The sequence below is a fragment of the Campylobacter sp. BCW_6889 genome, from assembly GCF_001762535.1.
Classification (GTDB): Bacteria; Campylobacterota; Campylobacteria; order Campylobacterales; family Campylobacteraceae; genus Campylobacter_D; species Campylobacter_D jejuni.
In genome coordinates, this window is the sequence record NZ_MJWZ01000076.1 from 60353 (window position 1) to 74174 (window position 13822).

Sequence of the window (13822 nt, forward strand, 5' to 3'; positions counted from 1 at the left end):
CAAAGTCGCTTTTACTGAAGGCTTCCCGACCCATTGCTACGCAATGCCCCTTCATAGTACTGCCTTTTCATAACTAAGTGAAAAGCTAAGGGTTGCAAACTCATCATCAGCTATTATTATATTTTCTAAGGGCAAGTCTTTTAATTCTTGCTCTTCTTCATTTATGATTTTTTCTTTAATGCTTAAAATTTCGCTTTTATAAACTCCGTCTTGATGAAGACATTTATAAATAAATCCCAGTGCTAAATCCACACTTAAATCAAAGTCCTTTTGCAAAGCATTAATCTTTTCACTTATTTCATTAGCACGGCTTAATTCTAAAAGCAAAAGTTTGGCATCTACGATAAACTCTCTTTTTTTAGCTAACTCAACGCTGACTTCATCAGTTAAAGGTCTTCGCTCATCCGCACTTAAATACTCTTTAACCACATCAACGCTTAATTCATCTTCACTTTTAATGATAACTCTTACTTTTCCTGCTCCATTGTTTAAAGCTTTTATGGAGGCTACTTTTGCACTTGCGCTTAAAGCGTGATAGATATAGCCTTTTTCACTTCCTGCGGTTGAAAAACGATGTACACTCATTACAGCCCTTTCTCTTAAGGCTTCATCGCTTTCCTCACTGGCTCCACCACTAAAATATTCAAGTTGTTTAATCTTAGCTACAAAAGGCAGTGGGGTTTGTAAAAACTCGGTTTTACTTTCTTTGCTTTGAATAAATTCATTAAGTTCCAAAATACCTTGTGCTTTACTTTGCCCTTTTTTAATTACCACTTCTTCTTTTAAAGTGGCAAGGTCTGCTTTTTCATTTGAAAAAATTGCACCTTTTGGGATGATGACATCATAAGTAAGTAAAGTATTTAATTCAAACTCTACTTTAGCTGTGGGTTTAACCCCTTTAAGCCTTTGTATTAAATAGCCATTAGCTACTACATTATCTAAATCACTTCCCTTTGCATAATGAAGATATGTTGCTTTTATACTCTCATTAATTCTTGCTCTAATTATCATTTCTCTATAAGCTAAAGCTTCTAAAATGGCTTTAAAAGGGTCAGATTCTAAAAGCTCTACATTATCTTTTAAAAAGCTTTTAAAAAGTTCTTCATAGGCTTTTAAAAGCTTTTCATAATCAAGCTCTTCTATGATTTGTGGATAAGGGATATCCTTTAAAAAGCTTTGTTTAAAATAGCTATCATTTGCACTTAAAAGCTCACTCATTTGCCTAGCTCCATTGTTAAATCCCCATAATTTTCAAAAAGCAAGGTAATGCTTAATTTATTGTCTTTACACTCATTAAGTCTCACACCTTTTAGCTTTACTCTTTTTTCCCACTTTGAAATTGCTTCTGCTGTATATCTAGTAAGCTTTATCTTAAAATCATCATCGATTTTTCTATCGATTAATGTAAAAAGCAAAGAACCATATTCAGGTCTCATTACTCTTGAGCCTAAAGGAGTGATTAAAATGTCTTTGATACTTTCTTCGATGCTTACCATGTAATTCATTTTAAACCTTTGTAAAATTCAAAAATGTTTTCTAGCATTTGAGAAAATCCTAAAAATGTAAAAGCTATAAAAAAGCCTATAAAAATGCTTTTAATAAAAAAGTTTAGGTTTAAAAAAGCATAAAATGCCCCCATACAAAAGAGCATAAAAAAGACTAATGAAAATAAAAGCAAAAATAATTCTTTCATAGTTTTTCCTATCTTGGCGAAGCTGTGGCACCACAAGTACAAGAATGGGTATGATTTGTTAAATCACCTTTGCTATCGCTTATGTTTCCACTAACTTGTAAATTACCTATTAAGTTTAAATTTCCTTTTATGCTAAAAGTACCACTTGCCCCACCTTCGCCACTTGTAGAAATTGCTCCTGCAATTTGAGTATTACCATTTAAATTAATACTTGGAGCGTTAAGCGTTATGGTATTAGCGTTTGTAGTATGATTTTTAGTATTTAAGGTGTTGTTTTGGTTATGGGTGGTTTTATCTACACAAGTGATATTTATATTTTTAACCACATCAAGTTTTAAAGTGCTACTCTTAGAGTTGTATTCTAAATGTGTTCCATCTTCAAAATCTATATTAAAAGTATTTTCATCTGTGTTTTTTGCTCTATGTTTTTCTTGGTAAAGCCCACGCAAAATAACTCCACTATTTAAATCCCCACGCACAGGTATGACTAATACTTGCTCTCCTATTCTTAAAGGAGAAAAGCTCACTGCATAAGAATTAGCTAGATTTTGAAAAACACTTAAAAAATCCGTTACCATTTCTCCAATAGCAACCTTAGCTTTACCTTCTTTAATGTCGCAAATGATGCCAAGTTCGTTCATTTTAAAACCTTTGAAATAATTAAATCACTATTATCACTAAGCCATTCACAAACTGCTTCATTGGTGCTTGCTAACTCAATAATAGAATCAATAGTTTTTTTACAAGTTTGTAAATTTAAAGCCTTAACATCTACTTTTTGTGGAGCTTTAATAGTCCAATAAGTTTTAGCGTATTTATTTAAAGCTTCTAAAGTATCAATATCAAGCTCATTTTTACTAGCGCTTTCTAAAAACCTCTCAAACTCACCAATCAATGCGTTTAAAAACATAGCTTCTTTATTTTCTAAATCTTTTTCATCTCTTAAAGCGGCTAATTTTAAACTCTCCCAATCAATACCCTTGCTAAAATCATCTTTTTTCATACAGTATATACCCTGTCTGCTAAGACCTGTTAAAACACATATATCTTTGATACTTTTTCCTTGTATGAAAAGACTTTTAGCAAGTTCTTTTTTGCTCATATTTTTCCTTTAGAATTATTGCTTGAAATTATATTTTTTTATTTTTTTAAAATCAGTCTATATATACTTTAAATAGGTGGTTTAAAAGCATTTTTTATCTTATGATTATGCGAAAAAATAAAGGCTTTTGATGCGTGATTTATTATTAGAGCTTAATACAAAACTCACAAATGAAAAAGTAAAAATTTCTCCTATTGGAATAGCCAAAGGACTTGATGGGAGAGTATTTAAGATAGATGGGGAAAAATTAATCAATAATATACAAAAAAATGGACTTGATATAGCGTTAAATCTTAATCATCAAGGAGGAGAAGCTTATGGCTGGTTTGATAGAAATTCATTAGAGTTAAGAGAAGATGGCATTTATGCAAGTCTTGAGTTAACGCCCAAAGGGAAAGAACTTGTTGAAAATAAGGCTTTTAGATATTTAAGCCCTGAATATTATGTGGATGATGATAAAAATGTTATTCATTTAGACGCCATGGGACTTGTAAATCAGCCCAATCTTTTAAACAGGGCTTTAAATAAAGCTAGGTCATTAATCAATAGCACCAAAAATTCAAAGTTAAGCACTAGGACAGAAGCTAAAAAAGGCAAGGTCGAGCATGGTCTTCAGGTGGGTGCAGGGAGTGAAACTCCCACTCGCAAGGATGACTTTAGTTCATCCGCGAAATTAAAAAAAGAAAGGAATACAATGAACGAAGAAGAATTAGAAGAATTACAAAAATTAGCCGAGCAAGTAGAAGAACAAGCTGAAAATGTAGAAGAATCCGTACAAGAGACAAAAGATTGTGTAGGTGAAGGTGAAAATCCAGACAGCGAGTTAGAAACTTTAAGACAAGAAAATGAAGAGTTAAAAGCACAAATTGCAGAACTTAAAGCAAAACTTGAAACTGCTTTAAACAAAAATGAAGAAACAGAGATTGAGCTTAATAAAAAACGCCTTGATTCTCTTTTGCAAAATGGACTCATTTTACCAAATCGCTATCAAAAAGCTCTTAATATGAAAGGCAGGGTTTTAGAAGATTATCTTGATGTTTGCAAAAAAGAAGCAAATATTGTTTTAGGTAAAAAAGAACTTAATTTTACAAACAAAAGAAAAGAACTTAATGCTTATGAGGCAAAAGTTTTTAAACAACTTGGAATCAAAGGAGGCAAATAATGGCTTTTACAGAATTAAGCACTGCTTACATGCAAGCAGTGAATAAGGGATTTTCAACCATTTTTAATAATGCTCTTGAAGGTGGAAATAAAGATTATGAAAAATTTGCAATGGTAACCAATGCAAATTCTTTGGTTGTAGAATATCAATTTTTAGCATCTTTACCAAAAATGCGTGAATGGATAGGCGATCGTCAATTTAGCAAACTTAAGGGTCAAGGTTATACTATCACTAAAAAAGATTGGGAAAGTTCCATTGAAGTACCACGAGATGTAATAACTTACGATAATTTAGGAATAATAAGACCACAAATTGAAATGTTAGCTTACGAAGTACAAAATCATTATAGTGATCTTATTTTTACACTTTTAGAGCAAAATCAAACTTGCTTTGATGGAAAAGCATTTTTTGCAAATGATCACGATATTGGTGGTGTGAGTTTTTCAAATCTTGGAGATAAAAAATTAAGTGCTGCAAGTCTTATGGAGGCTAGAAAAAACATGCGTGCACTGACTAATGAAAGCGGACGCACTTTAAATATCAATCCTGCTCTTTTGGTTGTACCATTAAGCTTGGAAGCAAAAGCACTCGAGATTGTAAATAGCGATTTAATCAATGGTTCAAGCAATGTTTTTAAAGGCGTTGTAGAAGTATTTACAAGTCCAAATTTAAGCGATCAAGACGCTTGGTATTTAATTGACAATACCAAACCAATCAAACCTTTAATTTTGCAAATCAACAAAGGAGCTGAGTTTGTTGCTAAAGATAATCCTACTGATGAAGCTGCTTTTATGCGTAAGACTTTCCAATATGGAATCGATAGCGAAGACAATGCAGGTTATGGACTGTGGCAATTAGCTTATAAATCAAGCGGAAAGGCAGAATAATGGACAATATAGTTTCAGCTAATAAACTTAGAAATCAAAATGCAATTTTAAATCCAAAAGAAAATGACGATCAAAAAGCTTTGTTTTTAAAGGAAAAGCAAGAGTTTGAAAAAGAAAAAGCTTTGTTTTTAAAGGAAAAGCAAGAGTTTGAAAAAGAAAAAGCTTTGTTTTTAAAGGAAAAACAAAAGACTTTAGAAGAAAATGAAGAAACTATAATAAATGAGTCTTTAAAAAACAAAGAAACAAAAAAAGGAAAACAAGATAAATGATAGCCTTGCTTTCTCCTCCTAAAATGCTAGCTCTTACTTTAAAAGAGTTAGCACTGATGAAAAGAGCACAACAAAACTTAGCAAATATCGATGAAATTACAAGAGAAGTAGTAGCTAAAGCAGCAAAAGATGCAGATGATATTTGCAAAAATAAAGATATTGCTGATTTTATTTGGGAGGATTTTGCATACATTCGCATAAAAATTTATCTTAAAATCGTCTTAGATGATGAAGATAAAATCCTTCTAGATAATGCTTTAAAACGAATTGAAAATGCACCTTTGATTGATAAAGAAGGAAATTTAAGCTCTTTAAGACTTAAAATTATGCAAAGAAAGGACAGGTTTTAGCTTTTTAAGGCAAGACTTTAAGGAGTAAAAGGCGAGGTCGGGCGTGGCCTTCAGGTGGGTTAAGGGAGCGTAGCTCCTTATCGCAAGGATGAATTCATTTCATCTGCGAAGTTAAAAAGGACAGGTTTTGACTTTAGATAGTGTTAGCAAAGATTTATTAAAGCATTTTAATGCGATAGGCATAGCAAATTACGAAGATGTCAAACAAGGCGGACTTTATCTAATGCTTGAAAGCCTAACAAGTATTAATCATCATAAAGATAGTGTGAATTTTTCATTGATTTTTAGTTCTCATACTTTTAATAAAGATAAAGATTCTTTGATTAAAAAAATAGATGAATTAAGACTAAAACTTTTTGAATTTGATACAAGCAAAAAGCTTTTAAGTAGTATCGAAAGTGGTTTTATAAGCAGTTCTTTATTTGCTTATAGGCTTAAATTTAATATAGAAATTTTTTCAAAACCAGAAGGAGAAGAAGAAAATGAAAAATAACCCTTATTTTAAAGAAAGCGAATTTAAATGTAAATGCGGCAAATGTGAATTGCCTCAAAATGTACCAAGTGATGAGCTTATAGACATTCTTTGTGAAATCAGAGAACATTACAATGCTCCTGTTATTATAAATAGTGGATATCGCTGCAAAGAGCATAATGCAGAGATTGGTGGAGCCCCTAAAAGCCAACACACTATAGGAAGTGCAGCGGACTTTGTGGTTAAAGGAGTTAAAACAGAAGAAGTTCATCAATATGTTTTAAACACCTATGGCGAAAGAGGTTTAGGGATTGCTATAAAGCATAATTTTAATGATCCTTATGCTGGGTTTGTGCATTTAGACACTAGAGGCAAAAAAGCAAGATGGACTTATCCATAAGGAAAAGATTGTGTTTAGTTTTATTTTATCAAGGTTTTTAAGTCCTTCAAAAATAGCTTTTTTTGTTCTAATTGCTCTTTGTGGTTTTTTATATTTAAAAAACAATGCTTTAGCTTTAGAAAATGAAAATCTAAAACTTAAAGCTTTGCATTTTAACAATGAAATCAATGTTTTTAAAGATAAATTAGCCCAGCAAAATAAAGCTATTGATAAATTAAAACTTGATTTAAAGCCCAAAGAGACTTTAAAAGAAGTTTTAAAAGTGGATAAGGTTTTTATTAAAGATAAAAGCTGTGAGAGTGAACTTAAAGCTTATAAAGAATTATTTAATATTTTAGGAGCAAAAAAGTGAATGATAAAATGAGAATTTTCCTATTAATTATACCTTTTGTTTTTTTAAGCGCTTGTGCTTCTAAAGATATTTTGATTAAAACTGAAATCAAAGAAGTTAAAGTTCCTATTAAATGCCCTTTAAAACTTCCTTTAAAGCCTTTAGACAAAAAAGACTTAGAAAGTGCTAAAGAAATCTCTAAGTATTACTTAGAAGTTGAAAATATAGCCAAGCTTTGCACAGGAGAGAAAGATGAAAGAAAATAATAAAATGATAAATCAAAAAAGCATTGCAAAAGATCTTCTTATAGCTCTTTTGTTTTCAACTTTTGCATTAGCTTTATTATATTTATTTGAAATTTTTACAAGGAACTAGCAATGAAATTAGAAGATATATTTGTATATATGGTTTTAATGATAGTAAGCTTTATAGCTGGACTTGTAGGAATTGTAACAAAAAATAAATTAAGCAAAGCTCTTAATTTAAAAGGCAAATTTACACTCTTTTTAAAAGGTATGCTAGGTTCTATGTTTGTAGCATATCTAGTTTTTGAAATTGTAAATTATCTTAATTTTGGCATAAAGCTTAGCGTTGCAGTGGGTGGTTTTGCAGCTTATATGGGGACAGATGCATTGCTTAAAATTGAGCAACTTGTAGAAAAGCTTATAAATAAAAAATTAGATAAATTGTAAGGCTTTGTATTGACCCTTGTATTTTAAAAGGTTTTAAACGCAATTTAAAGCTTTTTAAAACTATATTTGAAAATAAAAAGAAAGCAAAAATGGATAAGTTAGAAATAAATGAAATTAAATCAAGGCTAAAGGCTTTAAAATTTAATCATAAAGAAGATAAAAATTTAAGAAGAGATAGGATTTTAAAACAAGGCTTTAAGGCTTTTGTTTTTGAATATTTTCCTCATCATATCAATTTTATCAAAAAAGAAAGCTCTAATTTTAGAAATTTTATCTATGATAATATTGATGAATTAGAAAAGAAAAATAATCATCTTTGTTTTAAAGCTTATCGTGGAAGTGCTAAAACAACGCTTTTAGTAAGACTTTTTACTCTTTACTCGCTTTTAAGTAATAAAAAGCAATATGCTTTAATTATATCTTCTACTTTAGACATTGCAAGTGAAAGTATAGCAAGTTTAAAAACAGAGCTTGAAGAAAATGCTAAATTAATTAATGATTTTGAAATAAAACTAGGCGATGAATGGACTAGTGAAGCCATAGTTTTTACAAGTTTTAAAATACATAAAAAAATTAAAGCTTTTGGTAGTGGTAAAAAGATAAGAGGAACGAATTATCTTGGCAAAAGACCTGATTTAATTATCTGTGATGATATAGAAAATGATGAAAATGTAGAAAGTAAAACGCAAAGGGATAAACTTTATAAATGGTTTAATAAAGCCATTTTAAAGCTAGTCGCAAGAACACAAGAAAATTATTTATACTTAGTCGTTGGAACTATTTTACATCAAGATAGTCTTTTAAATCGTTTAAATGATGATAAACGCTTTTTAATTTATGATTTTCCGCTTGTGCTAAGCTTTCCTGACAAACTTGATTTAATCGATAAAAACAATATTTTAAAAAGCGATTTAAAGGGTTTTAAATTAGATGATGAAAATTTAAACAAAATAGAAATTTTAAAAGAATATTTTGCTGATACTCAAAGTTTTTTTAGCGAATATCAAAACAAAGCATTAAGTACTGAAAATGCTATTTTTAGCGAGTATAAAATCATAGAAAAAGAACAAGATTTTGACCTTGTGGTTTTAGGGATTGACCCTGCACTTGGTAAAGCAAAAGGCGATTATTTTGCCATTGCTGAGCTTAAAAAGGTAGATAAAAATAAATTTCATTTAAAAGCAAGTGGCTATAAAATATCTCCTAGCAAGATGATAGATGTGATATTAAAGCTTTATATCAAATACTTAAGCTTAGGAAAAATAGTAAAAATAGCCATTGAAACAATAGCCTTTCAAGAGTTTTTCAAAGATAAGCTCAAAGAAGAGGCTTTAAAACTGGGAATTATTTTAAGTATTTGTGAGCTTAAAAATAAAGTCGCAAAAGAACTTCGCATCGATAGCTTAGCACCTTACATTAACGACGGCACGATTTTAATAGACAATAACTCAAATTTACTTATCGAAGAAATGCTAACCTATCCAAAAGCAGCACATGATGACTTGCTTGATGCAAGTGAGATGGCTTTTAGAATCGCTTGTAGTGCAGCAAATGCAGATTATAAAGCAATCAATAGAATACTTAGCAAAAGAAAGATTAAAAAAGGATTTTTATGAGAATATTAAACAAAACAGCAAGAAAAAGCGTGGCAAGCAGTGTTGATTTTGATAGCATAATCGCTGCTTTAAATAGTGAGAATTTTAGCGAACTTATAAGTATTTATGATTATTTTAAACGCTTTGATCCACAAATAGCAAGCGAAGTAATGAAAAGGCGTTTTAAAATGTGTTCTTTTCCTATGTTTATTACTTGTAAAGACGAGACTCAAAGAATATTTTTACAAAATTATATATCAAAAAGTGATTTTAGGAAATTCGTCTTTGAAATGAGTGCTGCAGTAGTTTATGGTTTTGCTGCTTTTTTACTTGAATGGAAGGTAAAAGATTTAAATGTTTTTCCAAAACTAAAATACATAAGTCCGAGATTTTTTTCGATGGATGATAAAGAAAGGCTATTTATTTATAGCGAAAGTAGAAAACTTTTTGTGGATGAGTGTGATGATATATTTTTACACTTACATCCAAGCGATTCAGGTTCATTCATAGAACAATCCCTTTTTTATAATGTTGTAAGCATTGCAGTTTTAAAGCAACTTGCTATGAGTAAAAACATTTCTTATCTTGATAATTTAAGTGTGCCACCTATCATTGCAAAAACAACCAATGCAAACAGCGATAAAGAAATAGAAGAACTTTTAATGCAACTTAGCAATTTAAGAAGTGCAAGTGTGGGAATTTTTAACAAAGATGACATGGTCGAGCTTTTAAACTCAGGGCTTTCTACTTCTACTTTTACAGATTTTTTAAGGTATTGTGATGAAGCTATTTCAAAATTAATCAGCGGACAAGTTTTAGCAGGAAATGCAGTGCAAAATGGTACTCAAGCCTTAGGTAATGTACACGAAGAAGTGCGTCTTAATGTGGGTGAAATGGATACACTTTTTTTAAGTAAAAGCATACAAAAATTATTAGAGCAGATTTTAAAACTTAATTTTGCAAAGCCAGCTGAGTTTGAGTTTGTTTTTGATACAAACAAAGAAGTCGATGAGCAATACTTAGCAGGAGTTTATAGCACTATTTCTAGTATGGGTTATGAGATACCTGCTGAGTTTTTAGCAAAAACTTTTAGAATTGAAGGTTTAAAGAAAAAAGAAGTAAGCACTGAAAATTACGCATTTAACTCTTTAATGTTAGAAAAAAATAATCGTCTTAGCAAGGATAAAATAGAATTAAACTCAAGTGCAGAAGATGAGATAAGTGATGAAATTTATGAAAAAATCAAAGCCTTTTGGGAAGAATGTCAAAGCTATGAAGAATTAGAAGAAAGAATTTTTAAAGAATACCCAAATATCAGTTTTGAAAAATTAAAAGAAAGTCTGGATAAAAAAATCGCTCTTGCTTCCATGCAAGCTCTTTTGGATGCTGGCAATGAGTGAATAGGTGGGTCAAGGCAAAACGGGGCTTTTGCGTTAGCAAAAGGGTCGGGTAGCCTTTAGTTGCTTCTTAGGCGGAATTCACTTCCGCCGTTAAAGAAGGTTAAAAAAGGTAAAGAATGAGTAATATTTTTAACAAAAGCGTAGATGAAGCTTATAGCTATTTAGAAAATAAAGGCTTAAAAATAAGCTTTAAATATCACGAAATTAAAAAACAAGCACACGATCGTGCTTTTAGTGCAGCAGGCATTATGAAAACAGATGTATTAAATGATTTGCACGAAGAATTAAAAAAAGCTATGAAAGAAGGAAGAAATTTTAATGAGTTTAAAAACAATTTAAAAGAGCTTTTAACAAGTAAAGGTTGGTATGGTAAAAAAGAAATAACAAACCCAAAAACAGGAGAAAAACGCACTATAAACATCAATGCAAATCGCTTAAAAACAATTTATCATACCAATATGCAAAGTGCTTACGCAAAAGCAAGAGCAAAACAGCTTAGCACTTATTCTTATAAAACTTACTGGGTATATAAATGTGCACTTTTAGAAGATTCAAGAAGTGAGCATAAAAAAATGCACAATTGTGCCATACATAGATATGATCCATTTTGGAAAACATCCTTTCCGCCTAATGATTATAATTGTAAATGTAAAGTCATAGCAGTAAGTGAAAAAGAGGCTAGAACTAAATATAAAATTTTAGAAAATCCAAAAAGTATTGCTTCTAAAAACTTTGCTTATGATAAAAGAGAGAATTCACAAATCCCAAAAGAAACGAGAATAAGCCTAGATGAAAGCTTAGAGAATTTACCAAAGGTACATGATTATGAAAATTTAAGTGATAAAGAATTAATGGACAAAGTCTATGAAAGCTTTGATGTGAAAAAAGGAGATTTACTCGTTGATAAAATAGGAGATGTAATAAGCTTAGATGATGATTTTTTCTATGATAAGAAAAAACAAATTTCTAAGATAAAAAAGAATAATCGCCACTTTTATATCGACTATCTGCCAAAGCTTGTAAAAGATCCTGATGAGATTAGATTAAGTATAGATACTGACCCTTACTACAAAGGCTTTACCAAAAAAACTTATATTAAATACTTTTATGATAATGGAGTAAAAGCTCTTGTAATGGTATTAAATCAAAAAGGCAATCAAATCAATAATAAAACTATGTTTTTAAGCGAGAACGACAAGTATTTTAAAGAAGTATTAAGTCAAGGAAAAATTGTTTATAAAAAATAATAAATTTGCAAAAAAGAAGGTGGCTAAACTCTTATAGCCAATGACCCACTGCCACATCGTGATGATACTATAAGAGCATAACAACTTATTTGCTAAAATGATTATATAAGATTTTAAGTAACTTTGCAAGTTTTACATTTTAGCTATAATTTTTTCTTTCATTGTTTTAAATTCTTCTTCAGTAATAATACCTTTATCTTTAAGATTTGATATTCTCTCTAATTCTACGGTTAAATCACTATTAGTGGTAGATATATGATTATTTGCATCAGTATTTTGAGTACACTCTCTAACAAATTCAGCCATTTCTTTGGTTTCGTTTTTTTCCATATTTTTAATTTTAGCCTTATTACCCGAAGCATAAATAACTATCTCGCCAAACATCAAGCCTGTGCTATATTCAATAGATGAAATTTTATCATAAAGAAAAGTTTCCACCTTTAAGCTAAATATTCCCTTGTCAATAAAAATCAATCTTTTATCAGTAGCTACTAGCAGTCCTGTAGCAAGATTATAAGTGCCTTGTGCTGCTTTTTTTACCTTCTCATTCTCCCATAAAATATCTGGTAAAGCTTTAATTTCTTTTCTTGAGAAAATATTTTTAGCATTTGAAAAATCAGAAATTTGACTTTGTATTTCTTCTAAACTAGGCATTTATACTCCTTTAATAAAATGCCATAGTCTATTGAAGTTTATTTTAAAGTCTGCTTAAACAAAGTCCAAAGCATATCCTTAGTTTCTTCTTCCATTGCTCTGGCTACTCTTTTGTTTATATTTAAATTTTCATCGATGGGTAAAAAAGGTCTTGCTATTACATTTTTAGAGCCAAATTGATGCACTCTGGCATACGCAAAGCCTTTATAGGTGGCATTAAGTGCTACAAAAGCTCTATCATTTTCCACTCCACTATGTAAAGAGCTTTGCATAGAGCCTGTTGCAAAAAGCTTTTTAGTATGCATGATCTTTTGTGCTTTTCTTGAATTTAATGTACTTTGTTTTAAAGGAGCCCATTTTTTGCCATTAGAGTCTTGCTCTTTTTCTAGATTTTCTTTGCTTTCTTTATAAAGTGTTTCAGCAATTATTTCTTTTAAAATAATCTGCTTTTGTTCGTTTTCTAGATTTTCACATTTTTTTAAAAAATTCTCAAGACCCTTTAATTCAAAGCGCTTCATCAAACAAGCCTTTTTGAGTTTCTTTTATATAGTATTTTGCCCAATTATCTACTTTGATAAGTTCAATAGACATAAAAGTGTATCCGCACTTAAGACATCTTCTAAATCTTTCATTGGTGTCTGATTTTATAGTTTTTAAGACTTTAGTTTTTTCATTTGCACATCTAGGGCAGATCAAAATAAATCCTTTAAAAAAGCTTTTAAAGGATTATATCTATTTTTAATTATTTTTTTTAGTTTTAGCAATCTTTTCTAAAACTACAAGCATTATAGTGCAGTCTTTTTTGCTAAGAGTTTCAAGAGAGTATATATCTTTTTTTAAAGTTTTTTTACAAAGTTTGTAAAAACTAAAAATAGGCATTTTTGTTTGTTTTAATAAAGCTTTTAAATAAAAAAATTGTTTATTAGAACTAGCTTTTTTAAGCATTAATCTACCCTTAAAATCAGGTACGAAGTTTATATCATCTTTAATTTTACCATCAAAAATATCAAGCAAGATTTTAAGTTCATCTATGCTTAAATCTTTTGAGCTTAAAACCTCAAATCTTAAAGCTAAAAAATCTTGCCAAGCATTATTTTCTTTATAATATAAATACTCTTTGTGCATGTGTATTTTAGCTAGAAGTTGTTTTCTAAGCATTGCTTGTTTAGGACTCATAGCAAACCTCTTATATAAAGTTCTCTTTTTAGAAAATTTCTGCTAAGCCCACTAACTCTAGCTAATTTAGCAACATTTAATTTGCCATTTTTGTGTTTATAAAAACCATTTTCGTCGCTTTTAACATCTTTTAAAAGCGTTTTAAAAGCCCTTAAAGCACCATTTCTTTTACTCATCTTTTCTTTCCTTGCTAAAACTTAATCAAGCCCATTAAATCAATGGACTTTGTTAAATTTTTTGGCTTTTTTAACATATTTCATTTTTATGTTAAAATTTTTAATATTTTTTAACATTTCAAAAGTTCAGGATTCTCGTGGATATTGCCAATGATTTCGGTATCATATCCTTCATCTTTAACTAAATAAATTAAAGAGCCTATGTAATCTCTACTT

The 13822-nt window shown here is 30.0% G+C and carries 24 protein-coding genes; 13 read left to right on the forward strand and 11 right to left on the reverse strand.

The window, feature by feature from the left end:
- Positions 1 to 51: 51 nt before the first annotated feature.
- From AJ939_RS08750 to AJ939_RS08770, 5 genes are read right to left on the reverse strand one after another with little or no spacing between them, the layout of a single operon-like run.
- Positions 52 to 1218: a baseplate J/gp47 family protein gene (locus AJ939_RS08750; protein WP_070276116.1), complete on the reverse strand. Its 1167-nt coding sequence runs from the start codon at positions 1216 to 1218 to the stop codon at positions 52 to 54.
- On the reverse strand, positions 1215 to 1505 hold the full coding sequence (locus tag AJ939_RS08755) for a GPW/gp25 family protein (RefSeq protein WP_070276117.1): 291 nt from the start codon (positions 1503 to 1505) through the stop codon (positions 1215 to 1217). The genes AJ939_RS08750 and AJ939_RS08755 overlap by 4 nt, the downstream gene beginning before the upstream one ends.
- Positions 1502 to 1693, reverse strand: coding sequence for a hypothetical protein (locus AJ939_RS08760; RefSeq protein ID WP_070276118.1), 192 nt, complete (start codon positions 1691 to 1693; stop codon positions 1502 to 1504). Before AJ939_RS08760 ends, AJ939_RS08755 begins: the two co-directional genes overlap by 4 nt.
- 8 nt (positions 1694 to 1701) lie before the next feature.
- A complete protein-coding gene (locus tag AJ939_RS08765) occupies positions 1702 to 2334 on the reverse strand; it encodes a phage baseplate assembly protein V (RefSeq protein WP_070276119.1) in 633 nt (210 codons plus the stop codon).
- Positions 2331 to 2795, reverse strand: a complete 465-nt coding sequence (locus AJ939_RS08770; RefSeq protein WP_002865847.1) for a DUF1804 family protein — start codon at positions 2793 to 2795, stop codon at positions 2331 to 2333. Before AJ939_RS08770 ends, AJ939_RS08765 begins: the two co-directional genes overlap by 4 nt.
- 130 nt (positions 2796 to 2925) lie before the next feature.
- Here AJ939_RS08770 and AJ939_RS08775 point away from each other — a divergent pair, with 130 nt between their 5' ends.
- From AJ939_RS08775 to AJ939_RS08830, 13 genes are all read left to right on the forward strand, one after another.
- Positions 2926 to 3957: a phage protease gene (locus tag AJ939_RS08775; protein WP_070276120.1), complete on the forward strand. Its 1032-nt coding sequence runs from the start codon at positions 2926 to 2928 to the stop codon at positions 3955 to 3957.
- Positions 3957 to 4844 carry a Mu-like prophage major head subunit gpT family protein gene (locus AJ939_RS08780; protein WP_070276121.1) on the forward strand — a complete coding sequence of 296 codons (888 nt, stop codon included), beginning with the start codon at positions 3957 to 3959 and terminating at the stop codon, positions 4842 to 4844. The genes AJ939_RS08775 and AJ939_RS08780 overlap by 1 nt, the downstream gene beginning before the upstream one ends.
- Positions 4844 to 5113, forward strand: coding sequence for a hypothetical protein (locus AJ939_RS08785; RefSeq protein ID WP_019108985.1), 270 nt, complete (start codon positions 4844 to 4846; stop codon positions 5111 to 5113). The genes AJ939_RS08780 and AJ939_RS08785 overlap by 1 nt, the downstream gene beginning before the upstream one ends.
- Positions 5110 to 5463: a hypothetical protein gene (locus tag AJ939_RS08790; RefSeq protein ID WP_002790896.1), complete on the forward strand. Its 354-nt coding sequence runs from the start codon at positions 5110 to 5112 to the stop codon at positions 5461 to 5463. The genes AJ939_RS08785 and AJ939_RS08790 overlap by 4 nt, the downstream gene beginning before the upstream one ends.
- 127 nt (positions 5464 to 5590) lie before the next feature.
- The gene (locus tag AJ939_RS08795; protein ID WP_002790266.1) at positions 5591 to 5956 is read left to right on the forward strand and encodes a hypothetical protein; all 366 of its coding nucleotides are present in this window, start codon (positions 5591 to 5593) and stop codon (positions 5954 to 5956) included.
- Complete coding sequence (locus tag AJ939_RS08800) at positions 5946 to 6335, forward strand: YcbK family protein (protein ID WP_070276122.1); 390 nt, start codon at positions 5946 to 5948, stop codon at positions 6333 to 6335. Before AJ939_RS08795 ends, AJ939_RS08800 begins: the two co-directional genes overlap by 11 nt.
- Positions 6336 to 6345: 10 nt before the next feature.
- Complete coding sequence (locus AJ939_RS08805) at positions 6346 to 6687, forward strand: hypothetical protein (RefSeq protein WP_002827119.1); 342 nt, start codon at positions 6346 to 6348, stop codon at positions 6685 to 6687.
- Positions 6684 to 6932 (forward strand): hypothetical protein, encoded by a 249-nt coding sequence (locus AJ939_RS08810; protein WP_002784496.1) that lies wholly within the window; start codon positions 6684 to 6686, stop codon positions 6930 to 6932. Before AJ939_RS08805 ends, AJ939_RS08810 begins: the two co-directional genes overlap by 4 nt.
- Entirely contained in the window at positions 6919 to 7041 is a 123-nt protein-coding gene (locus tag AJ939_RS11255; protein WP_002790262.1) for a hypothetical protein, read from the forward strand. Before AJ939_RS08810 ends, AJ939_RS11255 begins: the two co-directional genes overlap by 14 nt.
- Positions 7042 to 7043: 2 nt before the next feature.
- Positions 7044 to 7358, forward strand: a complete 315-nt coding sequence (locus AJ939_RS08815; RefSeq protein WP_002790261.1) for a phage holin family protein — start codon at positions 7044 to 7046, stop codon at positions 7356 to 7358.
- An 89-nt stretch (positions 7359 to 7447) separates the two neighbouring features.
- Positions 7448 to 8974: a phage terminase large subunit gene (terL, locus tag AJ939_RS08820; RefSeq protein ID WP_002865465.1), complete on the forward strand. Its 1527-nt coding sequence runs from the start codon at positions 7448 to 7450 to the stop codon at positions 8972 to 8974.
- Positions 8971 to 10353, forward strand: coding sequence for a DUF935 family protein (locus AJ939_RS08825; RefSeq protein ID WP_052858078.1), 1383 nt, complete (start codon positions 8971 to 8973; stop codon positions 10351 to 10353). The genes terL and AJ939_RS08825 overlap by 4 nt, the downstream gene beginning before the upstream one ends.
- 116 nt (positions 10354 to 10469) lie before the next feature.
- Positions 10470 to 11600, forward strand: coding sequence for a phage minor head protein (locus tag AJ939_RS08830; protein ID WP_070276123.1), 1131 nt, complete (start codon positions 10470 to 10472; stop codon positions 11598 to 11600).
- A gap of 132 nt (positions 11601 to 11732) precedes the next feature.
- On the opposite strand, the gene AJ939_RS08835 is transcribed toward AJ939_RS08830, so the two are convergent.
- The 6 genes from AJ939_RS08835 to AJ939_RS11260 all read right to left on the reverse strand — a co-directional run.
- Positions 11733 to 12254, reverse strand: coding sequence for a PH domain-containing protein (locus tag AJ939_RS08835; RefSeq protein WP_052780838.1), 522 nt, complete (start codon positions 12252 to 12254; stop codon positions 11733 to 11735).
- A 38-nt stretch (positions 12255 to 12292) separates the two neighbouring features.
- The gene (locus AJ939_RS08840; RefSeq protein WP_070276124.1) at positions 12293 to 12772 is read right to left on the reverse strand and encodes a phage virion morphogenesis protein; all 480 of its coding nucleotides are present in this window, start codon (positions 12770 to 12772) and stop codon (positions 12293 to 12295) included.
- Entirely contained in the window at positions 12759 to 12950 is a 192-nt protein-coding gene (locus AJ939_RS08845) for a hypothetical protein (protein WP_002790256.1), read from the reverse strand. Before AJ939_RS08845 ends, AJ939_RS08840 begins: the two co-directional genes overlap by 14 nt.
- A 42-nt stretch (positions 12951 to 12992) precedes the next feature.
- A complete protein-coding gene (locus tag AJ939_RS08850; protein ID WP_070276125.1) occupies positions 12993 to 13430 on the reverse strand; it encodes a hypothetical protein in 438 nt (145 codons plus the stop codon).
- Complete coding sequence (locus AJ939_RS08855) at positions 13427 to 13606, reverse strand: hypothetical protein (protein WP_070276126.1); 180 nt, start codon at positions 13604 to 13606, stop codon at positions 13427 to 13429. The genes AJ939_RS08850 and AJ939_RS08855 overlap by 4 nt, the downstream gene beginning before the upstream one ends.
- A gap of 110 nt (positions 13607 to 13716) precedes the next feature.
- Positions 13717 to 13822 (reverse strand): YopX family protein (locus AJ939_RS11260; RefSeq protein ID WP_215424410.1); only part of this gene is annotated, 106 nt, incomplete at its 5' end.